Annotated in this window: 20 protein-coding genes; 12 read left to right on the forward strand and 8 right to left on the reverse strand. The window is 67.1% G+C overall.

Annotated elements, in window-relative coordinates:
• Positions 1-2: 2 nt before the first annotated feature.
• From NVU01S_RS04275 to NVU01S_RS04290, 4 genes are read left to right on the forward strand one after another with little or no spacing between them, the layout of a single operon-like run.
• On the forward strand, positions 3-1,970 hold the full coding sequence (locus NVU01S_RS04275) for a CRTAC1 family protein (RefSeq protein WP_082031853.1): 1,968 nt from the start codon (positions 3-5) through the stop codon (positions 1,968-1,970).
• A complete protein-coding gene (locus NVU01S_RS04280; RefSeq protein ID WP_043665072.1) occupies positions 1,967-3,022 on the forward strand; it encodes a hypothetical protein in 1,056 nt (351 codons plus the stop codon). The genes NVU01S_RS04275 and NVU01S_RS04280 overlap by 4 nt, the downstream gene beginning before the upstream one ends.
• 3 nt (positions 3,023-3,025) lie before the next feature.
• Positions 3,026-8,953, forward strand: coding sequence for a type I polyketide synthase (locus NVU01S_RS04285; RefSeq protein ID WP_082031854.1), 5,928 nt, complete (start codon positions 3,026-3,028; stop codon positions 8,951-8,953).
• A 3-nt stretch (positions 8,954-8,956) separates the two neighbouring features.
• Positions 8,957-9,436: an acyl-CoA thioesterase gene (locus NVU01S_RS04290; RefSeq protein WP_043665076.1), complete on the forward strand. Its 480-nt coding sequence runs from the start codon at positions 8,957-8,959 to the stop codon at positions 9,434-9,436.
• Positions 9,437-9,468: 32 nt separating this feature from the next.
• Here the strand turns inward: NVU01S_RS04290 and NVU01S_RS04295 are convergent, their stop codons facing one another.
• From NVU01S_RS04295 to NVU01S_RS04320, 6 genes are all read right to left on the reverse strand, one after another.
• Positions 9,469-10,167: a winged helix-turn-helix transcriptional regulator gene (locus tag NVU01S_RS04295; RefSeq protein WP_043665078.1), complete on the reverse strand. Its 699-nt coding sequence runs from the start codon at positions 10,165-10,167 to the stop codon at positions 9,469-9,471.
• Positions 10,168-10,566: 399 nt separating this feature from the next.
• A complete protein-coding gene (locus NVU01S_RS04300) occupies positions 10,567-11,481 on the reverse strand; it encodes a homocysteine S-methyltransferase family protein (RefSeq protein ID WP_043665080.1) in 915 nt (304 codons plus the stop codon).
• Positions 11,481-12,608, reverse strand: a complete 1,128-nt coding sequence (locus tag NVU01S_RS04305) for a trans-sulfuration enzyme family protein (protein ID WP_043665082.1) — start codon at positions 12,606-12,608, stop codon at positions 11,481-11,483. Before NVU01S_RS04305 ends, NVU01S_RS04300 begins: the two co-directional genes overlap by 1 nt.
• Positions 12,609-12,613: 5 nt before the next feature.
• Complete coding sequence (locus tag NVU01S_RS04310) at positions 12,614-13,486, reverse strand: class I SAM-dependent methyltransferase (protein WP_043665084.1); 873 nt, start codon at positions 13,484-13,486, stop codon at positions 12,614-12,616.
• Positions 13,487-13,499: 13 nt separating this feature from the next.
• Positions 13,500-14,819: an aminotransferase class V-fold PLP-dependent enzyme gene (locus tag NVU01S_RS04315; protein WP_043665086.1), complete on the reverse strand. Its 1,320-nt coding sequence runs from the start codon at positions 14,817-14,819 to the stop codon at positions 13,500-13,502.
• Between the two features lie 32 nt (positions 14,820-14,851).
• Positions 14,852-15,550, reverse strand: a complete 699-nt coding sequence (locus NVU01S_RS04320; protein ID WP_244467121.1) for a crotonobetainyl-CoA--carnitine CoA-transferase — start codon at positions 15,548-15,550, stop codon at positions 14,852-14,854.
• 66 nt (positions 15,551-15,616) lie between these two features.
• On the opposite strand from NVU01S_RS04320, the gene NVU01S_RS04325 reads away from it, so the two are divergent.
• The gene (locus NVU01S_RS04325) at positions 15,617-16,267 is read left to right on the forward strand and encodes an NHL repeat-containing protein (RefSeq protein WP_043665090.1); all 651 of its coding nucleotides are present in this window, start codon (positions 15,617-15,619) and stop codon (positions 16,265-16,267) included.
• Here the strand turns inward: NVU01S_RS04325 and NVU01S_RS04330 are convergent.
• Positions 16,254-17,552, reverse strand: coding sequence for an ABC1 kinase family protein (locus NVU01S_RS04330; RefSeq protein ID WP_043665092.1), 1,299 nt, complete (start codon positions 17,550-17,552; stop codon positions 16,254-16,256). The two genes, NVU01S_RS04325 and NVU01S_RS04330, sit on opposite strands and share 14 nt — an antisense overlap.
• 18 nt (positions 17,553-17,570) lie before the next feature.
• Complete coding sequence (gene add / locus NVU01S_RS04335; protein ID WP_082031855.1) at positions 17,571-18,647, reverse strand: adenosine deaminase; 1,077 nt, start codon at positions 18,645-18,647, stop codon at positions 17,571-17,573.
• A gap of 348 nt (positions 18,648-18,995) precedes the next feature.
• Here add and NVU01S_RS04340 point away from each other — a divergent pair, with 348 nt between their 5' ends.
• The 7 genes from NVU01S_RS04340 (at position 18,996) to NVU01S_RS04370 (ending at position 26,388) form a co-directional block, all read left to right on the forward strand.
• A complete protein-coding gene (locus NVU01S_RS04340; protein ID WP_043665094.1) occupies positions 18,996-20,324 on the forward strand; it encodes an aminotransferase class V-fold PLP-dependent enzyme in 1,329 nt (442 codons plus the stop codon).
• On the forward strand, positions 20,321-22,078 hold the full coding sequence (locus tag NVU01S_RS04345; protein ID WP_052280224.1) for an ABC transporter substrate-binding protein: 1,758 nt from the start codon (positions 20,321-20,323) through the stop codon (positions 22,076-22,078). The genes NVU01S_RS04340 and NVU01S_RS04345 overlap by 4 nt, the downstream gene beginning before the upstream one ends.
• Before the next feature lie 13 nt (positions 22,079-22,091).
• The gene (locus tag NVU01S_RS04350) at positions 22,092-23,717 is read left to right on the forward strand and encodes a sensor histidine kinase (protein WP_043665096.1); all 1,626 of its coding nucleotides are present in this window, start codon (positions 22,092-22,094) and stop codon (positions 23,715-23,717) included.
• On the forward strand, positions 23,718-24,401 hold the full coding sequence (locus NVU01S_RS04355) for a response regulator (RefSeq protein ID WP_014985448.1): 684 nt from the start codon (positions 23,718-23,720) through the stop codon (positions 24,399-24,401).
• Positions 24,391-24,765 carry a hypothetical protein gene (locus NVU01S_RS04360; protein ID WP_043665099.1) on the forward strand — a complete coding sequence of 125 codons (375 nt, stop codon included), beginning with the start codon at positions 24,391-24,393 and terminating at the stop codon, positions 24,763-24,765. The genes NVU01S_RS04355 and NVU01S_RS04360 overlap by 11 nt, the downstream gene beginning before the upstream one ends.
• Before the next feature lie 340 nt (positions 24,766-25,105).
• Complete coding sequence (locus tag NVU01S_RS04365) at positions 25,106-25,639, forward strand: EF-hand domain-containing protein (protein ID WP_014985450.1); 534 nt, start codon at positions 25,106-25,108, stop codon at positions 25,637-25,639.
• Between the two features lie 308 nt (positions 25,640-25,947).
• Entirely contained in the window at positions 25,948-26,388 is a 441-nt protein-coding gene (locus NVU01S_RS04370; RefSeq protein WP_043665103.1) for an SRPBCC domain-containing protein, read from the forward strand.
• Positions 26,389-26,494: the final 106 nt, after the last annotated feature.

Consider the following 26,494-nt stretch of genomic DNA (forward strand, 5'->3'; position numbering starts at 1 on the left):
GCATGAGAGCCCTGGTACCCACCATCTGCGCGGTGGTGGTGCTGCTGGCCGCCTTCCTGATCGCGCAGGCACAGGTGGCCACCGATGATCCGGCCGACGTGGCCCAGGACTACGAGTTCGAGTCCATGTCGATCGCGATGCCGCCCGGATACGACCAGCTGCCTGCGAAATCCGTGCGCGAGGTGAACCCGGCGTATCAGAACATCCGCTCCTGGATCTCCTCCGTGGGTGCGTCGATCGCCATCAACGATCTGGTCGGACACGGGCGATCCAACGGCATGTGCATCGTCGACACGCGCACCGACTCGGTGATCGTGACCCACACACCGACCGCACCGCAGGCCGATCGGTTCACCCCGTTCCTGCTCCGGCCGGACCCGCTCATCATGGATTCGACGATGGCGCCGATGGGTTGCGCCCCCGGTGATTTCAACGGCGACGGCGGCATGGATCTGCTCGTCTACTACTGGGGACGCACCCCGATCATGTTCCTGCACAGGGACAATGCCGCCGATCCGGCCCCGGCGTACGTTCCGGTCGAGGTGGTCCCGCCGGGCAACACGCGCGGTCAATACAACGGTGAACGGTGGAACACCAACGCTGTTTCGATCGCGGACTTCGACGGTGACGGCCATCCCGACATCGTTTTCGGGAATTACTTCCCGAACTCCGGCGTCCTCGACCCGAACGGACGGCCCGACGTCGTCATGAACGACTCGATGTCGAATGCGCGCAACGCCGCGGGCGAGCGCGTACTGCGGTGGAACGGCAACGACCCCAACGGAAGCCCGATCTACACCGAAGAGAAGCAGGCCGTCCCGTATGCCCAGGCCACCGGCTGGACGTTGGCGCTCGGCGCCGGTGACCTGACCGGTGACCTGCGGCCCGAGCTCTATATCGGCAACGACTTCGGCCACGATCATCTGCTGTACAACCAGTCCACACCGGGCACTATCCGCTTCGGCATCGCGCGCGGACAGCGCACCTGGACCGATCCCAAATCCTTTGTTCTGGGCGCTGATTCGTTCAAAGGCATGGGTGTCGATTTCGTCGACCTGTACAACCGCGGGAAATTCGACATGCTGGTCAGCAACATCACGACCCCGTGGGGCATCCAGGAGAGCAACTTCGCCTGGCGCAACGACACCGCCTCCCCGGAGGACATGCGCCGGGAACTCGCCGACGGCCGAGCCCCGTTCTCCCAGCAGGCACAGCAACTCGGCCTGGCGTGGTCGGGCTGGGGCTGGGATATCAAGGCGGCCGACCTGCGCAATTCGGGAAACCTCAACGTGCTCCAGACGACCGGGTTCGTGAAGGGCAGCGGCGAGAACCGGTGGACCTGGCTGCAGGAGCTGGCCACCAGCAACGACGTCCTGGTACACGACCCGCGGGCGTGGCCGCGGGTCGCACCCGGCGACGACATCGCCGGTGATCACACCATGGCGTTCTATGCCAAGGGCACCGACGGTAAATACGTCAACATCACCGAGCAGCTCGGCACCGACGCGCCGATACCGACCCGCGGCGTCGCGATCGCCGACACCACCGGCACCGGGACCCTCGACTTCGCGGTGGCCCGCCAGTGGGGACCGCCCGCGTTCTTCGCGAACCGCTCACCGAGTATGGGAAATCCGTTGCAGCTGAGCCTTTATCGGCCGGCACCGCAGGCGAGCAGCGGGTCCGCCGCGGTCATCGGCCAGCCCGCGTACAACGCGACCGTCACGGTGCGCACCGCCGACGGCCGGACCATGCACAGCCAGCTCGACGGCGGCAGCGGCCACAGCGGTAAGCGCAGCTTCGACGTCCATTTCGGACTCGGCGCGAGCACCGGCCCGGTCACCGCCGAGATCGCATGGCTCGACAACAACGGTGTCCCACGGCACCAGACACTCCAGCTGAAGCCCGGCACGCACGCGCTGATGCTGACCGACACGGCCACCGAGATCGCCGAGGGGATCACCGCACCATGACTCTGCTCAACCGTAAACGAATCCAGCGCGATCATCCGTCGGTGACCACGGTCGCGGCGCCGACCACCAACGGTGCGGCGCCGAGCGACCGGCAGCGCGACCCCCAACCACCCAAGAAAGATGTGCGATACCTGGCGCTCCGCAATTTCGCCATCTCGCTCAGCGTCCTCAATATCATCGGCTACACCCTGCTCGGCTTCGAACAGCCGCCGTTATGGCCCATTCTGGCGCTCTTATCGGCTTACGTGCTGGATCTGGCCTTCGAAGCGATCACCGCGTGGTCGCGGCACGCGACCCCGCGGTTCCAGGGCCGCGGGGCCCGCGGCGTGTACGAGTTCCTCCTGCCTGCGCATATCACCGCGCTGGCAGTGAACATGCTGCTCTACGCCAACAACCAGTTCTGGCCGGTGCTGTTCGCCGTCGCGGCCGCGATCACCGGCAAGTATGTGTTCCAGGCCCCGTTCGCCGGGCGGATGCGGCACTTCATGAATCCGTCCAACTTCGGGATCACGCTCGCGCTGCTGTGCTTCAGCGCCTGGGTCAGCATCGCGCCGCCCTACGAATTCGGCGAGAACATCAACACCATGTTCCGGGTAGCGGTCCCGCTCGTGCTGCTTGTCGCGGGCTCGGTGATCAATGCGACGCTCGTCGGCCGGGTGCCGCTGATCGTCGGCTGGCTCGGCGGGTTCGTGATCCAGGCCCTGGTCCGCGACGGACTGTTCGATATCGCGCTCGTCGCCGCGCTCGGCACGATGACCGGTACGGCGTTCATCCTGTTCACCAATTACATGATCACCGACCCCGGCACGACACCGTTCCCGGCCCGACTGCAATTCATGTTCGGCGCCTCGGTGGCGACCGTGTACGGGGTGCTGATGGTCTTCAACGTGGTCTACACGTTGTTCTTCGCCCTCACGCTCGTTTGCGCGATCCGTGGCTGCTACGCGTGGTTCACCCACTGGCGCAAGGCCGCTGCGGACCGCGGTGCCGAACGCCGGCGCGGCGAACGAGTTCCGGCGCTGTCCCCCGGCGCCCCCACGCAGCGAGCATGACCGATGCCTCGGCTAGCGATCGTAGGTATGGCGTGCCGGTTTCCCGACGCCGCGACTCCGGCTCAGCTGTGGGACAACGTCCTTGCCCGCAGGCGCGCATTCCGGCCGATCCCGTCCGTCCGGTTGAACGCGGCCGACTACTACGCGAGTGATCCCGCGGCGGCGGACCGCCATTACGCGACGCATTCGGCGGTCATCGAAGGCTGGACCTTCGATCGAGCCCGGCATCGCGTCGCCGCCGGCACCTTTCGGGCCACCGACATCGTGCACTGGCTCGCCCTGGACACCGCCGCGGCGGCGCTCGAGGACGCGGGCTTTCCCGCGGGAGAAGGCTTGGACCGCAAGCGGATCGGCGTGATCATCGGGAATACCCTCACCGGCGATATGACCCGCGCTTCGACCATGCGGCTGCGGTGGCCCTACGTCCGGCGCACGCTGGCCGGGGCACTGCAACGCAAAGGCTGGCCCGCGGCGGAGATCGCCGTCTTCCTCGACGAATACGAGGCCGACTACAAGGCACCGTTTCCGGCGATCACCGAGGACAGCCTGGCCGGCGGGCTGGCGAACACGATCGCCGGGCGGATCTGCAACCACTTCGATTTCGGCGGCGGCGGTTTCACCATCGACGGCGCCTGCTCGTCGTCACTGTTGTCGATCGCGCAGGCCGGTGACGCCCTGAGCGCCGGGCATATCGACGCCGCGGTCGTCGGTGGCGTCGACCTGTCCATCGATCCGTTCGAACTGGTCGGGTTCGCGAAGACCGGCGCGCTGTCGCGGTCGGAAATGCGCGTGTACGACGAGCGCTCGAACGGCTTCTGGCCGGGTGAGGGGTGCGGGATCCTCGTGTTGCTGCGCGAGCAGGACGCGATCGCCCGGGGCGCGCGCAGTTACGCGACGATCGCGGGCTGGGGTATCTCCTCCGACGGGCGCGGTGGTATCACCAGACCCGAACGCAACGGCCACCTGCGGGCCATCGAACGCGCTTACCGGATGGCGGGATTCGGGATCCATACCGTCGACTATCTCGAAGGCCACGGCACCGGTACGGCGGTCGGCGACCGAACCGAGCTCGAGGTGTTCAACACGGCCGTCGCCGCGCGGGATGCGGGCAGGCCGCCGGTGGCGATCGGATCGATCAAGGCGAACATCGGTCACACGAAGGCGGCGGCCGGCGTCGCGGCGCTCATCAAAGCCGCACTCGCCGTGCACCACGGCACCATTCCGCCGATCACCGGAACCGATCGGGCCCATCCGGTCCTCGCCGGTGCCGAGAACCGACTCCGGCTCCCCGACCGGGCACTCGAATGGCCCGGTGCGCCACAGCTTTCCGCGGCCGCGCTGCCGTCCGACCCGGGCACCGTGCCGCCGCGCCGGGCCGGTATCTCGTCGCTGGGTTTCGGCGGCAGCAACGCCCATGTCGTGCTGGAGAGCCGGATGCCGCCGCGCGCGCTGTCGCGCACGGCCGGTACCCGGCTGGCACGCAGCGCGCAGGACGCCGAACTGTTCATCGTGTCCGCGGCGACACCGCTGGAGCTGGCGGACAAACTGCGCGCGGCCGCCGCACTCGCCGCGCGCTGTTCGTTCGCCGAACTCGGTGATCTCGCCGCCGAGCTGACCCGGGTCGACTCCCGGCTGCCGAGCAAGGCGGCGGTGGTCGCCGCCGACCAAAAACAAGCGGCGGACCGGTTGACCGAACTGGCCGACGCGCTCGCTGCCGGTGAACGGCACCGGTTCGCGCCGGGCACCGGCCAATTCCTCGGCGCGGACCTCGGTTCCGCGCCGCGCATCGGACTGATGTTTCCGGGGCAGGGTGCGCCGGGGCACGGCGACGGCGGCCGGCCCGCACGCCGCTTCGCGGGCATCGCCGACCTGTATCGACAGGTCGGCGTGCACGCCGAAGGCGAAGCCACCGAGGACGCGCAGCCGCGCATCGTGACGGCCTCGCTCGCCGGCCTGCGGATGCTCGATGCCGCCGGCGTGCACGTCGTCGGCTGCGTCGGGCACAGCCTGGGCGAATTGACCGGGCTCTACTGGGCCGGCGTGTTCGACGAAACCGAACTGGTGCGCGTCGCGGCGTTCCGCGGCCGGGCGATGCAGGCCGCGGCCGTCGACGAGCCCGGCACCATGGCGACGATCTTCGCGGCCGCCGATCATGTCGCGCCGCTGCTGCACGACAGCCCCGTGGTGATCGCCGGATACAACAGTCCCAAGCACACGGTGGTCGCGGGCCCGGCCCATGCCGTCGACGCGGTGCTGGTGAGCGCGCGCGCCGCCGGCCTGCGCGGCCACGCGCTGCGGGTCTCGCACGCGTTCCACTCACCGCTGGTCGCGCCGGCCGCGCACGCCTTCCGCCGCTACCTCGACGAACTCGATCTCGGCGAGATCAAACGATCCGGCCTCTTCTCGACCGTCACCGCGGGTCCGCTGGAGGCGGGCTGCGCCGTGGCCGATCTGCTCGAGCGCCAGGTGCACGCACCCGTCCGGTTCGCCGACGCGCTGTCCCAACTCGCGCAGACCTGCGATCTGCTCGTCGAGGTCGGTCCTGGTGCGACGCTGTCGGCCCTCGCCGCCGAGGTCTGCCCCGGAGTACCCACGCTCGCCATGGAAACCGACGGCAACTCCGTCGCCGGGATCCTGCGCACGCTCGCCGCGTGCTACGTCCTCGGCGCCCGGCCCGATCTGGACGGATTCGCGGCCGAACGTTTCACCCGCTCGCTGCCGCTCGACAAACAGTTCGTTTTCCTCGAAAGCCCTTGCGAGCAAGCACCGAACGACTCGTTCCTCGCCCAGGCCCGGTCCGCGGCGCACGCGGAAGTCGCACCGGCTGTTGCCGAGCAAGCGGATGCGGTAGCGGTCGACGACACCTCGACCTTGCAGACGCTGCGGCGGTTGATCGCCGAGCGCGTCGAACTTCCCGTCGAAGGCATCACCCCCGAGACCCACCCGCTCGACGATCTCCATCTGAGCAGCATCACGATCACCCAATTGGTCGCCGACGCACTGCAATTGCTCGGCACCGAGATCCCGGAGCCGACCACCAATGTCGCCACCGCGACGATCGCCGAACTCGCCGAGGCGATCGACGAGATCGTGCACGCCGCTCGCGACGACGCACCGCCGAAGCCGGCCGACGATCTCACCGGGGTCGATATCTGGGTGCGGCCGTTCACGATCGACCTGGTCACCACCTCGGCGCCGGCCGCCGTCCGTGGCGACGAGCCGGGACAGTGGCGGGTGTTCGCCCCACCGGACGACGAACTCACCGCCGCCCTCCGGCACCGGCTCGACACCGCCCACCTCGGCGACGGTGTGCTGCTCCGCCTCGGCGCGGCAACCGCGGAATCAACCGAAATCGCCATCGACAGAATGCTTTGCGCGGCCCGCGCAGCGATCGACACCGGATCTCGCCTGGTCGTCGTCGTCGACGACGGCCGCGATGCGGCCGCACTGGCCAAGACGGTGCATCTGGAGGCGCCTGCGGTCCGCACGACCGTCGTCCACCCGGCCGCCGAACTGACGCCCGCGGACAGCGCGCGGCTGATCTGCGCCGATATCGCGGCGACCAGCACCTTCCGGGAAGTGCACTACGACCGGGCGGGCATCCGGACCGAACCGGTCCTGCGCGAGTTGCCGATGGTCGGTGCCCGCCTGCCGCTCGGCGCGAGCGACGTGGTCGCCGTGACCGGCGGGGTGCGCGGCATCGCCATCGAATGCGCGGTCGCGCTCGCCAGACAGACCGGATGCGTGCTCGCGGTCATCGCGCGCACCCCCGCCGACGATCCCGATATCGCCGCGAACATGGTTCGGCTACGCGAATCCGGTTTGACCGCACACTATTACACCGCCGACGTCACCGACCGGAACCAGGTCGCCGACGCGACCGCCACGATTCGACGCGAACTCGGTGCGATCACCGGCATTCTGCACGGCGCCGGCATCAACGTTCCCGCGGCGATCGGATCACTGACCGAGGACCATATGGCGCGAACCATCGCGCCCAAGGTCGACGGCCTGCGCAACCTGCTCGAATCGCTGCACCCGGCCGAACTGCGTCTGGTGGTCGGCTTCGGCAGCATCATCGGCCGGGCCGGTCTGCGCGGTGAGGCGCATTACGCGATCGCCAACGACTGGTTGCGCTCGGCCATCGATACCCTCGCGGGCGAACTGCCGGAGTGCCGGTGCGTCACCATCGAATGGTCGGTCTGGGCGGGAACCGGGATGGGCGAACGGCTCGGCGTGCTGGATTCGCTGGTCCGCGAGGGTATCGAGCCGATTCCGACCGACGTCGGCGTCGAACTCATGCTGGATCTGCTGCGCACTCCGGCCTGTCCGAGCAGTGTGGTGGTGATCGGCAGAACCGGCGGCTTGCCGACGATCCGGTTCGACGAGATCGAACTGCCGCTGTTGCGCTTCCTGGAACGCCCACGCCTGCATGTCCCCCGGATCGAATTGCTCGCCGACGCCGACATTTCGACGGCGACCGACCCCTATCTCGCGGATCATCAATTCTCCCGCGACGCACTGTTCCCCGCGGTGCTGGGGATGGAGGCGATGGCGCAGGCCGCCACCGCCCTTTTCGGCGAACAGCATCCGGTGCAGTTGCACGACCTCGAATTCCTCCGGCCGATCGTCGCGGCACCGGACCGGGTCACCACGATCCGGGTCGCCGCGTTGCGATCGGGAGATACGGTCCGCGTGGCCATCCGGTCGAACACCACCGCATTTCAGCTCGACCATTTCCGCGGCGTTTGCCGACAAGCCAGGCAGCGCAACGACATTGCCGCCGGCGCGACGCCGTCCATGCCGGCGGCGGCGACCGAACCGCTGCAGCGACTTGTCGAATTCGCGCACACCGCGCGCACGGCGACCGCCGGCCTGGGGATGGCCGTCGACACCGACTTCTACGACCGAATCATGTTCCACGGACCGATGTTCCGATCCATCGAGGATTATCACCATCTGTCCGCGCGACAATGCGTGGCCCGGATTCGCGTGCGCGACGAACGCTGGTTCTCGCCGATGCTGCCGGGTGCGCTCGTGCTGGACGATCCGGCGGCGCGCGACGCGTTCATGCACGCCATCCAAGTCTGCGTACCCGATTCCACCCTGCTGCCCTCGAAAGTCGCACGCGTGCTGTCGTTACCGGTGGCGCCCGACGTCCGGACCGTCGTATTGGCCGCCCGCGAACGGTCCCACGAACAATCGACCTATATCTACGACGTCGTCGTGCACGACGAGAACGGCGCGGTCGTCGCGATCTGGGAGGCGCTGGAACTCACCGCGGTCGCGCCTATCTCGTCGCCGTCCGGGTGGACGCCCGAATTGCTCGGCCCGCACCTGCAGCGGCGTCTCGAAACCCTGCTGCCCCGGCCTGTTCAGCTGGCGATCGTCCGGGATCAACCGCGGCCGGTCACCGACGACGACACCGACCCGCGGGTCCCGGGACGCCGTGCCGCAACCCGGCGCGCGCTGGCCGCCGCCCTCGGACGCGCGGCCGTCCTGCGGCACCGCCCCGACGGACGCCCGGAGATACCGGACGGCTACGCGAGCTTCTCGCACGGCGCCGGACTCACCGTCGCCGTGGTCGCCGCCTGCCCCGTCGGCTGTGATATCGAACCCGTCCAGGCGCGCACACCGGCGCAATGGACCGGCCTGCTGGGCAATTCGGGTGTCTCGCTCGCCCAGCTGTGCGCCCGCGCCACGGGTCAGTCCTTCGATACCGCCGCGACCCGGGTGTGGAGCGCGCGCGAGGCCGTCACGAAACTCGGCGTCACGGTGAGCCGGGCGCGACTGACCCTGGACAACCGGTCCGCGGCCGACGGGTGGCTGGCGCTGCGGCACGGTACCGATGTCATCTGGTCGTTCAGCACCACCCTGGCGTTACCGGCATTCCAGCAATCGATGGTGTTCTCGGTGACCGAGAAAGGTTGATACGTGCGCGCTTACGAGATCTCCCATATCGTCGGCTTCGAGGAGACCAACCTCGTCGGCAACGTCTATTTCGTGCACTATTTCCGCTGGCAAGGCCGCTGCCGGGAAATGTTCCTGATGGAGCACGCCCCGGACGTGCTCGACGAGATAAACCGGGACCTGAAGCTTTTCACGATCAGGTGCGAATGCGAATACTTCGCCGAACTGACCGCGTTCCAACACCTCACCATTCGGATGACCCTGGTCGACCTCACCCAGACGCAGATCGAATTCGAGTTCGCCTACCTCGACATCGACGACCAGAGCGCGGTCGAGCACCTGGTGGCCCGCGGACGGCAACGGGTTGCGTGCATGCGCGACAACGGAACTCGGGTCGAGCCGACCCGGGTGCCGGAAAGCCTGCGGCGCGCGCTCGAGCCCTACGCCGCATCCGACCACCTGAGAAGCGGCGTGCGCGTCCCGGCCGGTCGTCGCGCCGACTGAATCATGGTCGGTCAGTCGCGCGCGGAACGCGGTCAGGACACGTCGGCGTGGGCCTCGGCCGGCTGCGCCTTCGAGGTGAGCTCGAGGTCGAGCAGGCGCAGGCAGCGCGTCAACGAGGTGGTATCGCCGCTGACCGTCAGATTGCCGGACAGCATCGCGTCGAGAATACCGATCTGCTCGGTGCCGATGCGGATGAACGTCTCCGGGTCGGCGGTGACGACGAGCGCCGGTTCGTCCGGTGGGGTTCCGTCGACGACGCGCGCCGTGTGCTCCTCGCACCGCACGTGGAACACCTCGTCGCCGATCCGGAACTCGTACGCCTCGTCGACCTCGGGCGGCGGCCCGACCGAGATCATCGCTTCCAAGGCCAAGCGTCCCCACTCGGAGCGGACCAGCCCGTCCTGCTCGTAGGAGGAGATGTGGGTGAGACCCCACGACGCCAACCCGATGATCACCGGCCGGAGCGCTTCGCCACTGGCCGTCAGCCGATACTGGACGCCGCGGCCGTCGCCGGAGACCGGCTCGCGCTGGATCACCCCGTGTTCGGTGAGCATTTGCAACCGCGCGGCCAGCAGGTTCGGCCCGATGCCGACCAGCGTCTCTTCGAGCAACTGGTTGTACCGCTTCGGACCTGTCGTGAGATCGCGAATTATCAGCAGGGTCCAGCGCTCGCCGACCAAGTCGAGCGCGGCCGCTACTGCGCACATCTGCGCGTAGCGCTTCGTTCCCATGTGGGCACCTCGGGTGTCGGGTCACTACAACTTACTAGTGACATAGATACTACGTTAAGTGTTTCCCTTCGGTAGCTGCGGCCGACCCGCCGACCGCCAGTACCTTCCGAGCTAACGGGGTGGCAACGGCGGTGCCGGACCGGTCCGCAGGCTGTGCCACGAGAACTGATCCATCCGGAAATAACACTTCGACGCGGGGGCCGAAGCGCGAGCGGCCGGCCCGGACCGCGTCCGCACCGGCCCCGGGCCGCAGTCCTCGACCGACTGTCGGACGCGCGCCCGACAGCCCGCAGCACATCTCCCCGATAAAAATATCTTAATATATAGTTATCTATGCTAAGCCTACGCCTCGGCGCAGGCTGTGACCGATCGAGCCGAGATCGCCGTCGAACCGAGACCTCACGTCGTGACAGCCGCGCTCAGCAGCCCTTTCGCCGCCGCGAGGTGCGCGGGCGAAGTGCCACAGCAGCCGCCGACGATGTCCAGGCCGTAGTCGGTGCGCCACCGCGCGATCAGTTCCGCGTACTCCTCGGGAGACAACGCCGCGGGCACGGCGCGATCGACATGTTCGTAGGGCGGCAGGCCGGTCCGGTCCTCGATATTCGGATAGGCCCCGATCAGCCCCGCCCGCCCGCGGCACAGCACCCGCAGCGCGACCTCCGTGCCGTGCGGTGAGGTGCAGTTGATGAGCACGGCCTCGGCGCCGTCGCGCTGCACCGCGTGTACCGCACCGGTCAACGGCTCCCCGGACAGCAGCGTCGCATCGTCCGCGCAGACGAACGACACCCAGGCCCGCCCGCCCGCGGCGAGCACCTGCGCCAGCGCGATCCGGGCCTCGCGGATGGTGTTCATCGTCTCGATCAGGAACAGGTCCACACCGGCCCGCGACAGCTCGCGCACCAGCCAGCCGTGCTCGGCGCGCAACTCCTCGTCGGAGGGCACCAGGTCAGGTCGATAGCAGTCTTCGACCGGGCCGATCGAGCCCGCGATGCGCGCCTCGGGCACGCGGGCATGTTTGCGGGCGGCCCCGGCCACCCCCACGGCCGCATGCACCATCCAGGCCCGGCCCGCGTCGTCGAGCTTGGTCCGGCTCAGCGCGCGCAGGTTCGCCCGGAAGGTGTTCGCGGTGATCACCTGGGCGCCGGCGGCGAGATACGCCTCGTGCACCGATTGCAGCACGCTCCGGTTCGCGTCCGTGAGCATGGCCCGCGCCGTCCACCACGGCGGGCGCACCGACAATCCGGCGCGTTGCAACTCGGTCGCGCTGCCGCCGTCGAGCAGCACGACCCCTTGGCCAGCATAGGAATTCGTCATCAGTCACCCTCCAGCGCAGTCGTCAGATCCTCGACCAGATCGGCCGGATCCTCGATCCCGATCGAAAGCCGAATCAGGTCGTCGGTGATGCCGGCGGCGTTCCTGATCGCGCGCGGTATCGGCCGGTGCGTCATCAATGCCGGGCACTCGATCAGCGAGCGCACCCCGCCGAGACTCACCGCGCAGGCGAACAGCTGCGTGCGCGCCATCAGTTTCTCGGGATCGCCGCGGTAGCGGAAGCTCACGATCGAACCCGGTCCCGACATCTGCCGAGCGGCCAGCCGATACCCGGGATGCGACGGGAGGCCGGGATAGCACACGCCGACGACGGCGGGATGTCCGCACAGCTCCTCGGCGATCGACCGCGCGGTGGCGGTCTGGCGATTCACCCGCAGGGACAGCGTTTTCACGCCGCGATGCACCAGATAGCAGTCCAGGCCGCCGGATACGGCACCGGTCACGGTCCGATGCTCGACGAATCGGGCATGCAGCGCTTCGTCGCCGCACACCAGCGCACCACCGAGCACATCGGCATGCCCTGCAATGAATTTTGTTGTGCTGTAAAGGCTTACATCAGCGCCCAGCTCCAATGGCCGCTGCAGGGCCGGGCTCGCGAACGTGTTGTCGACGACCACCACCGCACCCCGCGCACGGGCCCGCCGGCTGACCTCGGCCACATCCGTGATCTTCAGCAAGGGGTTGCTCGGTGTCTCCACCCACACCATCGCGGTGTCGGTCGCCAGCGCACGCCGCACCTCGGCCGGATCGGTCAAGTCCGCATAGTCCACCTGGATGCCGAAGCGCCCGAGGGTCGAGAACAACGCGTAGGTGCCGCCGTACACATCGTCGGACGACACCAGACGCTGCCCGGGCGACAGCACGGACAACGCCGTGGTCGCGGCCGCCTGCCCCGAGGAGAAGGACGCGCAGTACCGCGCGTCCTCCAGTGCGGCCAGACATTCCTCCAAGGCTTCCCTGGTCGGGTTCTCGCCACGAGAATAGAAGAGCCGCAACGGTTCCTGCGCGAAGCGATCGTAGGTGGTGGCGACATGGATCGGCGCCACGATGTCACCGGTGCCGGGCGCGGGTCGCTGCCCGCTGTGCACGAGCCGGGTATCGAAGCGCATGGCGATCAGCCGATCGGCGCGACGGCCCGCACCAGCAGGGCCTTGCTCGGCAGGGCGATCTCGCCCGCGGACGTGCGATACGGCTCGACGGCCTCGCCCACCGCGGTCCAGGTTTCCGGATCGTCGGCACTGCCGAACTTCTCCCGCAGCATGGTCTTCAGGCCGGGCGGACTGACCACCTTGCTGAATTCGATGTAGTGCTGCGGGGATTCGAGCACGAACGGAACGCGGAACGGGGTCACCTCGACGTCGGTGAAACCGGCCTTCGTCACCTCGGCGGCGAGCGCCTGCGGGTCGCCCATGCTGAACGGCCCCGGCGTGCCCGGTGGCGCGGGTGGCAGCTCGAGCCGTCTGCTGAGGACTTGAAAGGCCAGCGACATCATGGGCACTTCCGACCCCGGAACCGCCCACACGGCGGCGGCGAACAGCCCGCCGGGCACCAGCACCCGCGCCAAGGCCCGGAACGTCTCGACGTGATCGACCGCGAACATCAGGCCCCATCGACTGAGCACGACGTCGAAGGACGCCGCGGGAAATTCCAGCGATTCGACGTCACCGACCGCGAATTCGACATTGTCCAGACCGCGCGCCCGCTGCCGAGCCCGGCTGATCATCTCCGGGGCGAGGTCGATCCCGACGACCGCGCCGGTCGAGCCGACGACCGCCGCGGCCGACAGCGCCGGTTCTCCGGTGCCGGTGCCGACGTCGAGCACCCGCTGACCCGGCCGCACGCCGGCGAGTTCGAGCAGTCGCGCGGTCACCGGCGCGCCGCCCCGCTCGAAGTCGGCCGCACACGACATCCAGCCGTCGCTGATCGCGTTCCAGTTGGCTCGTTGCGTCCGTTTGAAACTCACCGGATCGAAATCGGCAGTGGTCATGACACCTGTCCCGTCAGTTCTGGTGCGGGGTGGACGGATCGATCGCCAGGAACCGTTCGGTGGGATGCTCTTCGGTCCAGAAACCGGGCCGCACGGTCGTCAGTGCGCGCCGCACCAGATCTATTTCGGCTTCGGTGTTGTAGACCGCGAACGACAGGCGAACCGTGCCGACTTCGCCGAAGCTGTCGAGGAATACGTTGGCGCAGTGCACGCCGCTGCGCACCGCCACGCCATGCGCATCCAGGTGGCCGCCGACATCGTAAGGGTGGATGCCGTCGACGACGAACGACACGATCCCGCTCGGCCGGGCTGCCGGGTCGCCCAGAATACGCACGCGCGCAACACTTTCCAGCGCATCGACGGCGGTGCGCACCAGCAGGTCGTCGTGGCGCTGAACGTCGTCCCAGCCCAAGCGCTCGACGTAGGCGAACGCCGCGGCCAGTCCGATCGCGCCCGCGATGTGCGGCGTGCCCGCTTCGAGCCGGGCCGGCACCGGAACATAGGCGACCGGCTCGTCGAAGGTCACGCCCTTCACGGTGCCACCGCCCACCTGATACGGCGCCAGTCGCGACAACAGCTCGCGCTTGCCGTACAGCACACCGATACCCATCGGACCGTAGATCTTGTGCCCGGAGAAGCAATAGAAATCGGCGCCGAGGGCGCGCACGTCCACCGGCCGGTGCGGCACCTCCTGGGCACCGTCGACGAGCACCGGAATGCCGTGCCGATGCGCCGCGCCGATCATGTCCCGGACCGGGTTGACCGTGCCGAGCACATTGGACACCTGCGCGACCGCGGCCAACTTGACCCGAGGCCCGAGCGCTGCGGCGAACCGGTCGAGCGCCACCCGCCCCCCGGCGCCGACCGGAACGACCACCAGCTCGGCGCCGGTCGTCTCGCACAGCCTGCGCCACGGCAACATGTTGGAGTTGTGTTCCATTCCGGTGACGACGATTTGGTCGCCGGCGGTCACGGTGGACCGGCCGAAGGTATCGGCCAGCAGGTTGACGGCCGCGGTCGTGCCGGGGGTGAAAACTACTTCGTCGGCGTGCTCGGCGTTGATCGCCTGCCGAATGGTCTCGCGTGCCGCTTCATAGGCATCGGTGGCCGCCATGCTGAGCTGGTAGTAGCCCCTGCCGATATTGCTGTTGACACCGGAGTAATAGTCCACGAGCGCGTCGAGCACGGCGCGCGGTTTCTGCGTCGTCGCCGCATTGTCCAGGTACACCAACGGATTCGGGCCGAAACGCCGCTCCAGGATGGGAAAGTCGCGCCGGACGGACTCCCCCAGAGTCGAAGAGCTGATCTTCCCATTACTCACCAGATCAGTCATTAGATAACCATATCTAAATGAAGTTACTTTGCCTAGAGCTGGAACAGTTTCCGGAACTCGGTCAGATAGCGGCGCGGGAACTGGAACACCTTCTGCGGCGGGTACCGGCGCTCGTCCGCGTAGGGACCGAAGAAGTACCAGCAGATCTGGGCGACCTGCTCGGTGAACAACACCGGATGCACACTCGGGGGGTACATCCCCATATGACAGAAGGCCGCCCCGAACTCACCGCGCGCCGAGAACCCGTGCCCGGACAGCACATGCCCGAAGACGTCGTGCACGACCCGGAACACGTCGTTGTGGCAGAGCTCCACGCCCTCGACCACGATGCCGGAAGGTTCCAGCAGTGGGTGGAACTCCTCGTCCGGACCGGACCCGTGCCCGGCACTCGTCAGATAAACGTACAGCTCACCGCGCGTGCGCACGGACGCCCGCAGCTCGGCCGAACTCCGGTAGGGCTGCCCGGGCGCCAGCCAGGGCCGCACCGCGACGCCCGCATCGACGACCACCGCGTACTGCTGCAGGTTCTCCCGCTTGAACCGGTCGTAGCGCCGGGCCAGCGGCGGGTCGTAGGCCAGCCGCGGCGCCTGATCGAAATACGCGGCCACCCGGCGGCAGTAGTCCTCGTCCCAGTCGAGCGTGCACGCCGCCGAGGCAGCGAGCGCGCACCCGTCAGCGGGCAGGTGATGATCGACGTACGCCTGCGCAAGATCGGCCAGTTCCGCTGCCATCAACATCACCCCTGATTCACAATATATTCTTGAAGTGAGATCGACGCCAGGTCAGGAGAGACCGAGATGACCTACTCCGAATCCATACCCGTCGCCAAGACACTGCATGCGCCCACCGGCTATCTGTGCGGGCTCACCTGGGACGGCTCGATGCTGTGGCATTCCGACCAGAACGCGAAAGCGATCTATGCCCTCGACCCGTCCGACGGCACGGTCCTTCGAACGTGGGCCTGCGCCCGGGTCCGAGCGGACCTCGCCTACGACGGCGCCCGGCTGCTCCAGGTCGGCGGGCACCCCAAGCGGCTCGTGCTCCTCGATCCGGACACCGGGGAATCCGTCGGCGAGAAGGCGGTACTCCCGTCCAGTGGCAGGCTGACCGGAATCGAGTTCGGCCCCGAGGGACTGTGGCTGTGCTTGCGCGGGCCGACCGTCGTGCAGCTGCGGAACTACGCGACCATGGAGATCGAACGCGAATACCCGACCGGTGGCGAATCCCCTTCGGGTCTCACCTATGTCGACGGCATGGTGCTGCACGGCGACTTCGGCGATGCGCTGGTGCGCGCGCTCGACGCGCGCACCGGCGCGCAGATCGGTTCGTTCCGCGTCCCCGGCCATCCGACCGGAATGACCTGGGACGGTAGTCATCTCTGGTATTGCGACTTCCCCGCCCGCGCGCTGCGCGCCGTCGAACTCGACGCCGTGCTCAATCGAGCATAGAACGGCCGCCTTCGGTACCGAACAGGCCGCGCATGAGCTGCGGCTTGGCCGCCTCCTGGAAATCCATGTCCGGATCGAGGTCCCGGATGGTCCCCTCGATCACCAGCAACGACAGCAGCGGGAAGACCAGCTCGGACGCGGCGTTGATGCCGAAGCGGCGCTGCAGGTCGAACATTTCCATGGCGAAGGCGATCAGGCTGAATTCGCTGGCCGCCTGACCGTGGCTGCGTTCGACCAGGTCGGCCATCCGCACCGTGAACCCCTCGAGATCGGCGTCCGCGGCGATGTGGGCGGCACTCTGGATCACGATCTCCGCGGCATGCCGCCCGCGTCCGATCGCCATGTTCATGAAGAATTCGGCGAACAGGCGCCGCAGGCGATCGGTGAGCTGGACGCTGAAGCCCGCGTCGAGCACCACCACCTGGGCGCTGCGGGTGAAGTAGAGATTGCCGGGATGCATGTCGCAGTGCACGAATCCGTCGACGAAGAGCATCTGGTACATCGCGGCCATGCCCGAAGCCGCGAAGCGCCGGCGGGCCGCCGGGGAACAGTGCTCGGCCGTGTCCACCGCCAAGCCCGGGATGAACTCCATCACGATGCATCGGGGACGGCAGGCCTCGGGGTAGACCTTCGGCACCCAGACCCGCGGCACCTCGGAGAGGTTCTTGCGCAACCGCCGCAGATTGTCGGCCTCGCGCTCGAAGTCGAGCTGACCCAGGATGGCGTCCGCCATATTCGCGACGACCTCCGTCACCGGAACGCCGCGAAAAATCGGTAGTCGAGCGACGAAGGCTGCACCGCCGCGGATCAGCGCGAGATCGGCGGACATGGTCTGCTCGATACCGGGCCTGCGCAGTTTGACCGCGACATCCTGGCCGGAGCGCAACCGCGCCCGATACACCGAGGCCACGCTGCCGGAGGCGACCGGCCGGGTATCGAGCGAGGCGAAAACGTCGTCCACCTCCGCGCCGTAGGCCTCGGTCAGTGCCACCGCGGTGTGCGCGGCGTCCAGTGGCGCAACGGAATCCTGCAGCAGCGACAGCTCGTCACACAGCGCCGGCGGCAACAGATCGCGGCGAGTGCCGAGCACCTGACCCGCTTTGACGAAGGTCGGACCGAGCAACATCAACAGCGCGACGAGCCGCCGATAGACGTGCCGCCGACCGGACTCGGGGCCGTAGCGCAACCGGCGGACCACACCACCCGGTATCGCCGGGACGGCCACCGCGACAACGGTGCCGGTGACGCGCATTGCCCGCAGCGTGAGCGCGAATCCTGCTCGCATATCTCATCTCCCTGTTCTCTACCGTTGTTCGAGCCGCGCCCGCGCCTGCGCGAGATCACGACGAATTTCCGCGGCCACGCCGGGCGGACAGAAGGCCGCATCGATCCCGGTCGCCACCAGGTCGACGAGTGCGGCGACCGACATGCCCAGCCGGTCGTGGCACAGCTGGTATTCGCGGTTCAACGACGTACCGAACATCCCCGGATCGTCGGCGCCGAGCGTGACCGGGACACCCGCGGCGAGTAGCGCGGGCAGTGGATGCTCGTCGAATGTCGGCACCGCACCGGTGCGGACATTCGACGACGGGCAGACCTCGAGGGTGATATTCCGTTCCGCCAGATAATCGAGCAGCTCACGGTCGGTCACAGCCCGGATGCCGTGCCCGATCCGCTCCGCGCCCAGATCCCGCGCGGCAGACCAGATTTCACCGGCGTCGGCGACTTCTCCTGCATGCGGCACCGCGTGCAGCCCACTGGCCCTTGCCTTTTCGAACGCGGCGCGGAACAGCCGGCGCGGTGCACCGAGTTCCGGACCGCCCAGCCCGAACCCCACCGTACCCTCGGGCTGGTGGTGCAGTATCCAGTCCAGGGTGGCGAAGGCACCGGCGATACCGTCATCGGCCGACGCGTCGAAGATCCAATTCAGGTGGATGCCATGGCGTTCGGCCACTAGCCGGCGTCCGGTCGCCAGCGCCTCGGCGAGTTCGACCGCGGCGATGCCCCTGCGCAGATGCGACAGTGGCGTCACGGTCACCTCGGCATAGCGCACATTGTCCAGCGCGAGCTGGTCGCCGAGACCGGTCACCAGCGCCACCACCGCGGCACCGCTGGTGACCAACCTGTTGACCGCGGTGTACACCTCGATGAAATGCGCGAAATCGGTGAATCGGTAATACCGGCGCAATTCGGCGGGCTCGGCCGGCACCCCGACATCCGGTCGGCCCGCGGCCAATTCGGCCACCGTCTCCACCGTCGCCGAACCCAGCAGGTGCACATGCAATTCCACCTTCGGCAGCGCCGCGAGCAAGGCCGCCGCGGACTGCCCGTCGCCGGGCACCGCGCCGCCGCTCGGCTCCGTCCGGTGCGGCGTGACCATCCGAAACCCCCTGGATAGCAGCGGCATCCGCTTCGCACGGCGTGCCACGAGGCCGACTCGGGGCCGGAACCGGCCGCCAGATACACCATAGCTTTTTGAAGCCAACTGCCGAGGCGGAACGAATAGCCCAATCGGACCGAACACCGCAGAACCCCTGCGGCAGCCGCCACGAGGATGCCCGACGGCAGAACCGAAAGGGGCAGAGCCGCAGAATCTGCAGAAAACTTATGTAACATATAGCTAGTTGGAATGTCGCGGACGCACGGCGGCGATGGCTGGCCGACCGGGCGCACAGGCGACGGAGTTGAACGGCTCATCCGGCCGAGCCCATCGTGGAAGAGGTCCCCCATGAACGGCGCCGTGGATCCCACCCTGCAGCATCGAGCGGCGACGATCACCGCCGAACCGCCGCGCAGCCTGCGCACCGCGACCTGGCCCGAGATACGCAGGTTGTTCGCACTGGATCCGGGCGCCATCCATCTCAACACCGGCACCGTCGGCGCGATGCCGCACGCCGTGCTCGACACCGTCGACCGGGTGACCAGACACTGGGCCGGCGGACTCGGCGATGTCTATCCGCCGGGGATGTACCAGGACCACCGGGCGGTGATCGCCAAGTCCTACGGGGTCGATCAGGACGAGATGGTGATCACCCACAACGCGACCGAAGGCGTCGCGCGGGTCATCCACGGCTTGGATCTGCACGCCGGCGACGAGGTCGTCACCACCACGCACGAGTGCTACTCCGTGCTGTCGAATTTCAACCTGCTGCGCAACCGTTTCGGCGTCACGCTGAAGACGATCACCCTGCCCACCGGATTCGACGTGCGCGCCGAACAGATCGTCGAACTGTTCGAGGCGGCGATCACCCCGCGCACGAAAGTGCTTGCCTTCGCGGGGATCACGCTGTTCACCGGCACCAAACTGCCGATGCGCGCCCTGTGCGAGCTCGCGCACCGGCACGGACTGATCACGGTGATCGACGGCGCGCTGCTACCCGGCATGCTCGATATCGACATGCGGGCCATCGGTGCGGATTTCATCTCCTGCTCCGGCTCCAAGTTCCAGTGCGGCCCGCTGGGCACCGGATTGCTCTACGTGCGCAACAAGATTCATCCCGAACACAATCCGCTGCCGCTGCCCACCTTCTGGCCGATCATCTCCACCTGGTATCCGATGAAGGGCAGCCCGCCGCCCCGGACGCGGACCTCGATCGAGAGCGACAACATGGCCGACTATCTGCAGAGCGCGGGTAGTGCCAGCATCGCCCGCGGGGCCGCGCTCGCCACGGCCTGCCAGATGTGGGACGAGATCGGCCGGAGCCGGATCGAACGAAGGATCATGCGGCTGGCGGATTATGCGCGCGATCGCGTCGCTCAGCGTTTCGGGCGCGAGGCGATGTACTCGCCCGGCGCGGACCCCCAGTTGCAGTCACCGTTGATCGCCTTCCATCCCTTCCGCCGGCCGGAAGACGCGTGGAATGTGAAAAAGATCCACGAATTCACCATGCGGCTGCAGCGGGAGCACCGGCTCTTCACCAGGTGGACCGAGTTCGACGTGGCCGGATCACCACACCAGCATTACGCGTCGCGGATCACGACACACATCTTCAACGACTACGACGAGATCGATCAGGCCGTCGACATCATGGCCAGGCTTGCCGAGGAGATGTCATGACCGAGCCTGCGGCCCTGCGGCTGTACGGTCCCGGCGTGCTCGACCAGTTGGATCCGGTGTGCTGCCCGAGATTCCCGATCGACCAGGTGGTCCGGCTCTTCGCCCGGCAGCTGTTCACCTATCGGACGCAGGCCGATCTGCGGAATTGGCAGGCCGTGGCGCCGACACCGGATCTGGCCGCCGAGATTCCCTCCATGTACAACGCCGGAATGGGCGCGAGCCACACGAGCTACGTGGTCCATCTGCGCCCGGACGTCTGCTGGGACAGCGACCCCGAGCGCCCGGTCACCACGTCCGACGTGGTCCGGGGCTTCAAGCGAATGGGTAACCCGCTGCGCCGCAGCGCGTTGCTGTCCTACTTCACCGACACCATCAGAGGCATGGCGCAGTTCTGCGACGACTACGCCGCCGCGTTCGCCGGTGCCGACCCCACCGCGCACGAACTGGCCGAGTATCAGCGGGCCCATGACATTCCGGGCCTGCTGGTGCTCGACGACACCACGATCGTGTTCGAATTGCGCAGGCCCGCGTTGGATTTCATCGATATGCTGACGCTGCCCTGCACCTCCCCCGCGCCGGTCGAATACGACTCGTTCGTGCCGGGCAGCGTGGAGCTGAGCCGCAATATCCGATCCACCGGTCCGTACCGGCCGATCGATTTCACCCCCGGCCGAGAACTACATTTGAGCCGGAACCCGGTGTGGCGCGCGAAGTCCGATCCCGTCCGGCACCGGCATGTCGAAGCCGTCGAGGTCATCGCCGAACAGGTCACCGCCGCCGACGTCGCACACCGAATCCGCTCGGACGAAGCGGATCTGGCGTGGGGCCTGCGCCTCGCGGATCCCGCGATGCCCGCCGACCATGATCTCGGTTTCGCCCTGGACCCCTACCTGGTGTTCAACACCCGCAGCCCCCATGCCGCGGGGGCGTTGCGGAAAGTACAGGTGCGCCAGGCGATATCCCTGGCGATCGACAAGGCCGCCATCGCGGCCGGCGTCGCCACCCTGGGCCGCAACACGATCATCCGGATCGCGGGCTCGATCGTCCCGCCGCACAACGACGGTCACCAGGACCTCGATCCCTATGCGACGCCGGATCATCGCGGCGACCCGGCCACGTGCGCGGCGATGCTGGCCGCCGCAGGTCATCCGGACGAGCTGACGCTCACCGCGGTCCATCCGGGCACCGAGCACGCTCGCCTGGTCGCCCAGCGCTACGCCGCCGACCTGGCCGAAGCCGGAATCACCGTCGTGCCGGTCGAATTCACCGTTCCTGAATATCTGGATCTGCTGGCGGACCCGGCCCGGGCGGCGGCCGGCGAATGGGATATCGCCCTCGCCTCGTGGGCACCCACCTGGATGCACGACAACGGCCGCGTCTTCCTCCAGCCGTTGCTGCACTCCGACTCCCCCGCCAACCTCGGCCGCTATCGCAATCCCGAAGTGGACGCCCTGATCGAACGGGCACTCGCCGCGGCGGAGGACCGCGTGACGGCCGAGGCCGCCTGGCGCAAAGCCGAACTCGTCGCACTGGCCGACGCCCCGATCATCCCGCTGCTCTTCCAGGTGCCCGCGTCCCGGGAACTGTGCGGTCGCCGCGTGCGGGCTGCCGCCATGCTGCCCGCGCACGGTTTCGCGATCGACCTGACCACGCCGCGGCTGGACCCCGCCCTCGACGGCATGAACGGGCACTCCGACCAGGAGATGCCCGCGATGATCCTCACCCTCATGGGCGCCATCGAAAAGTGGATGTGAAGGGAGCGCGGAAGTGGACGAGTACGACGCCCAACTGCTCACCACGATTGCCGCAGGCACCGCCGTATCCCTGTGGGCGGCAGCGGGTCCGGAAGCCAACTATGCGGTGAGACTGTGGACCCGTGGCGCCGAAAGGCTGTACGGGTACTCGAGTGCGGAGATCCTCGGCGAGAGCTATATCGACCTGTTGATCAATCGGCTCGAGCATGACCGGGCGATCGCCGAGCACAAAGAGATAGTGCGATCCGGCGTCGAGATCCGGAGCCTGGTCGACGATGTGATGCACTCCGGCTCGGAGCGCTTGCTGCTGACGATTCGATTTCCGCTGTTCGACAGGGCAACCAACGCACATCTGCTCGCCGAGGCGGGTATCGACGTCACCGATATCTCCCTCGAGGATGCGGCGCGACTCACCAAAACCCGCGCAGAGGCCGTCCACATCAGCGAAAGCGCTGCGCGCGAGGACCTTTCGGAGCAGCTGCGGCGGCTCGTGGGCGCGATGACACTGTCCGGAACCGGCGAGGACGAGCGCGCCGCCCTCGCCCTGGGCATGGAGCTGCTGCGGCAGGCGCTCAATGTGCCGGCCGAATCGAGTGTCTGGCACGCCGACGAGGGCGGGCAATTCAGCGAAGTGTTCCGTAGCGGCGGCTGGGTCATGCCGGCCGGCTTGGACATCGGCCGCGCGCTCGACTGGTTCGCGTCGAACACCAAATCCATTCTGCACGACTCGAAGTCCCGCCCGCACCGGCTGCTCAAGCAACTCTTCGACACCTACCAGGGGCCGTTGGACACGGTCGGTTTGATTCCGCTGCACGCCGAAGGCGAGTTCCTCGGACTGCACGTGCTCCGCGTGGCCGCCCCCCATGCTTTCACCCAGCTGGAACGTGACGCGCTGCCGGTCTTGTCGTCGACCGTGCTGGCGAGCGCGCGCCTGGCCGCCGAGATCCGCAGGCGGCGGGAAGAGGCCGCCGAATCGCGCGCCGAGGCGACCAGACTACGACTCAACGGTGACTTCGCCCATCGCATACGCAAAGCGGTGGACCCGATCCTGCGCAATGTCCATGCGATACGCGAGGAACTCCATCTGCGCGGGGTGGAGATAGACGGCGAACTCGCGCAGTGGATCGACGATATCACCGAGGGTTGCACCGAGCTGGCCCGCGCGCCCGCAGAACTGCATCGTGCGCAGAAGGTGGCGCAAATCAGTGTGCGCGGCGTATTGACCGCACTGCGCAATCGACTCGGCCTGGAATTTCCGGACAGCACCATCGAACTCGATATCGATGGCCTCGCCGGCGTTCTCGTTCGTGGTGTCAAAGGCGATGTCACCGCCTTGTTCGAGAACCTGCTCTACAACGCGATCGAAGCCATGCACACCAGAGGACGGGTGTTCGTGAGCGGGACGGTGACCGGCAGGTCCGTCTCCATCGTGGTGTCGGATGAGGGCCCGGGCATCAAAGCCGAGGACGTCGAAGGAATCTTCCAATTGGGATTCTCGCGAAAGGGCGAAGGTCGCGGGCTCGGCTTGGCGCGGGCCAGAGAAATCGTGACAGACCTGGGCGGCAAGATCACGGTCGATATCGACCGTGCACCCGGCGCCACTTTTCTGATAGTGCTGCCAACCTGCAGGAGGTCGTAGATGGCGATCGTGTTGTTACTCGAGGACAATCTCAAATTCGCCCGGGCGGTACAGCGGGTGCTGCGCGGGCACGAGGTCCGGCATGTAACCAGAGTCGATGCGGCGATCGACGAACTCCAGCGCCCCGACGTGGATTGCGCATTGATCGACCTCAATCTCACCGACGAGGACGATTATTCGGGTTATGAGGTCCTGTCGTACATCCTGCGGAACCGACCCGATCTGCCGCGCGCGGTGGTGACCGGCTCGCGTCTGAAAGGTGCGATCAGCAAGAACATCCTGCTCCGGTACGGTGTCGGCGATATCGTGATCAAGGGCGATGTCGACCGGGAGGGTTACGGCACAACGGATCTCATCGACACGGTGAGTGATCTGCTCGTGGGCTCGGATCGGCGGCGGCGGGAAACGGCGCGCAACGAGGTCGCATCGATATCGCTCGCGGCGCAGACCGAGCTGCGCCGGCGCATCGCCGGGCTCCAGCAACTCGCGGAGCAACTACGCAGCGGCGCCAAGCGCCGCGACCCCACGGTGAACAGCCGCACCGCGCTGACCCGGCGGGCCGAGAAACTGATCGAGCTGGAGGCGGCGGCGAAAGCCAGGTGCGACGTCGTCGCCCTGAGCGAGCTGGCACACGAGGTGGAATTGTTCGAGGCGGAATCGGCGAGGGTACTCGGTGATTCGTAGGATCAGTGCCAGTCTCGGCCAGGTACATCCCGGCGCCTACTACCTGGCCAGCGCAGTAGTACTTTCGCTGGCGGCGAATACGTTCACCGAGGCCTACGGCGCGGTGCCCGCTCCGCCGAATCAGTTGTCCCTGTTGCTGTGTGCGCTCGCGGCATTCGTGTCGTCGGTGGCATTGTCGACGTTGGGCTGGCGCATCGAAACCATCCGCTCGCTGGCCATGGAGCGTTCCGCGGACGTCGGTCTGCCGTCGCGACATCTCATCGGCGAAGCGACGCAGGCGTTCTTCGTCGAGGTATTCGCGAAAATGACGGTCGGAGTTGTCACAGCGATAATGTCGATCGTTTTCATGCTCGCACGCTGGTAGGCAGACTCTCGCAAACATTCAGCACAATTCGACCCCCGCGCGATAACGGCTGTCTCGCATCGATGCACGACTCGCAGAGCAGCTTTCGATGCGGGGGTTCCAGCGCGCGCCGGCCCCGGCGTGGTGCCGCGCCGCGCATCGCGCAGCAATACTCTGCACACCGCGCTGACCACCTCTTTTCACCGATATCGAGACTCGGAAACACTCTTGCTTCACTTCCATGGCGACCTTCAAGTAACTTCACTAAAATATAATTACCTCTTGAAGAGCCGCCCCACCGGCAGTAAAGTAGGGGTAGTAGAGGTCCGCAGACTGAAGACCGAATGAGATAGGGAGTCCCATGGTCACGCAAGCCCGGCACCAGAAATTCGCGAAGCACTTCGAGCGGTACGACGCAGACAATGACGGCAAGATCGATCAGTCGGACATCGACGCGTTGATCAACAAATGGTGCGACGCATTCAAAATTCCCCCCGGTTCCGACAAATGGCGGATCACCATCAAACGCGCCAATCGACTATGGCAGGACCTGCAGGGCCATGCCGATGCCAACGGCGACAAGGAAATCAGCAGGGAGGAATGGATCGCCGCGCACGAAGACCCCCGCTTCGTCGACGAGGTCGCAATTCCCTTGGCGCAGCTCACCTTCGAACTCGGCGATGTCGACGGTGACGGCGCGGTGTCGTTGAGCGAATGGATGACCCTGCAGTCCATCTCGGGGGTCAATCAGATCGACGCATTGAAGATGTTTCAGATGCTCGACGGCAACGGCGACGGGTATATCACGACCGACGAACACGATGCGGCGCTTCGTGACTTCTTCGGCAGCGACAACCTCGAAGCCGCGGGAACTCAATTGGCGGGGCGTCTGTAACAGGATCGCACCCGACCACGAGATCCGGGACCTGCACGGGGTCGCCGGCCCATCATGACACCGGCCCCCGTGCAGTTGCCGTCGCCATCGACAGCACGCGGCTGCGTACCACCGTCTCGCGGTCGGGCCGCCGCGGCACCGGCGGCAGCGCAGAAACCTTCCGACGCCAGGGTTTTGGGCCAGACCTGGCGTCGACATCCGATTCCCGCTCGGCAGGACGGCGAAACGCGCTACCGTGGGGTTGCACTTCTTCGCCATAGTGAGCAGCTCGCCACGAACAGTCATGCCGACCGAAGAGGAGATTCCCGATGATCACCACCGACAAGATCGAGCACGAGGTGGACATCAACGCACCCGTCGCGCGGGTGTGGGAGCTGGTGACCGAGCCCGGCTGGTGGGTGGGCGACGGCGACAGATCGGGTCAGAGTCGTTCGCGGGACGGCGATTTCGAGGTGATCGAGGATCCGAAGTACGGCCGGTTTCCCGTCCGGGTAGAGACGGTGGCGCCGCAGGAATCCTACGCGTCCTACCGGTGGGCCTCCGCCTTCCCCGGCGCGACGCCGGGCGAGGGCACCGCCACGCTGGTGGAGTTCCGGCTCGCCGAACACGACGGAGGCACGCGCGTACGCGTGATCGAGAGCGGCTTCGCCGCCCTGGACCTGCCCGAGGAAGAGCAGGCGAAGCGGGTCGACGACAACCGCGGTGGCTGGAAAATGCAGCTGGACGTGCTGAAAGCCAACGCGGAGTAACCCGATCGAGGGCGGCCGAGCGCCATGACCGCACAGGCCGCCTACCCGTTTCTCGCCTGGCCATAGCTGTATCTGAGCTAAACTAGCTATAGTTTTTAGAAGTATC

It is taken from the genome of Nocardia vulneris (assembly GCF_001613425.1).
Classification (GTDB): domain Bacteria; phylum Actinomycetota; class Actinomycetes; order Mycobacteriales; family Mycobacteriaceae; genus Nocardia; species Nocardia vulneris.

Excerpts from the sequence above, each read along its gene's own strand:
- NVU01S_RS04275 (WP_082031853.1), top strand. The coding sequence starts at position 3 with ATGAGAGCCCTGGTACCCACCATCTGCGCGGTGGTGGTGCTGCTGGCC.
- NVU01S_RS04280 (WP_043665072.1), top strand. The coding sequence starts at position 1,967 with ATGACTCTGCTCAACCGTAAACGAATCCAGCGCGATCATCCGTCGGTG.
- NVU01S_RS04285 (WP_082031854.1), top strand. The coding sequence starts at position 3,026 with ATGCCTCGGCTAGCGATCGTAGGTATGGCGTGCCGGTTTCCCGACGCC.
- NVU01S_RS04295 (WP_043665078.1), bottom strand. The coding sequence starts at position 10,167 with ATGGGAACGAAGCGCTACGCGCAGATGTGCGCAGTAGCGGCCGCGCTC.
- NVU01S_RS04300 (WP_043665080.1), bottom strand. The coding sequence starts at position 11,481 with ATGACGAATTCCTATGCTGGCCAAGGGGTCGTGCTGCTCGACGGCGGC.
- NVU01S_RS04305 (WP_043665082.1), bottom strand. The coding sequence starts at position 12,608 with ATGCGCTTCGATACCCGGCTCGTGCACAGCGGGCAGCGACCCGCGCCC.
- NVU01S_RS04310 (WP_043665084.1), bottom strand. The coding sequence starts at position 13,486 with ATGACCACTGCCGATTTCGATCCGGTGAGTTTCAAACGGACGCAACGA.
- NVU01S_RS04315 (WP_043665086.1), bottom strand. The coding sequence starts at position 14,819 with ATGACTGATCTGGTGAGTAATGGGAAGATCAGCTCTTCGACTCTGGGG.
- NVU01S_RS04320 (WP_244467121.1), bottom strand. The coding sequence starts at position 15,550 with ATGGCAGCGGAACTGGCCGATCTTGCGCAGGCGTACGTCGATCATCAC.
- NVU01S_RS04325 (WP_043665090.1), top strand. The coding sequence starts at position 15,617 with ATGACCTACTCCGAATCCATACCCGTCGCCAAGACACTGCATGCGCCC.
- NVU01S_RS04330 (WP_043665092.1), bottom strand. The coding sequence starts at position 17,552 with ATGCGAGCAGGATTCGCGCTCACGCTGCGGGCAATGCGCGTCACCGGC.
- add (WP_082031855.1), bottom strand. The coding sequence starts at position 18,647 with ATGGTCACGCCGCACCGGACGGAGCCGAGCGGCGGCGCGGTGCCCGGC.
- NVU01S_RS04340 (WP_043665094.1), top strand. The coding sequence starts at position 18,996 with ATGAACGGCGCCGTGGATCCCACCCTGCAGCATCGAGCGGCGACGATC.
- NVU01S_RS04345 (WP_052280224.1), top strand. The coding sequence starts at position 20,321 with ATGACCGAGCCTGCGGCCCTGCGGCTGTACGGTCCCGGCGTGCTCGAC.
- NVU01S_RS04355 (WP_014985448.1), top strand. The coding sequence starts at position 23,718 with ATGGCGATCGTGTTGTTACTCGAGGACAATCTCAAATTCGCCCGGGCG.
- NVU01S_RS04365 (WP_014985450.1), top strand. The coding sequence starts at position 25,106 with ATGGTCACGCAAGCCCGGCACCAGAAATTCGCGAAGCACTTCGAGCGG.
- NVU01S_RS04370 (WP_043665103.1), top strand. The coding sequence starts at position 25,948 with ATGATCACCACCGACAAGATCGAGCACGAGGTGGACATCAACGCACCC.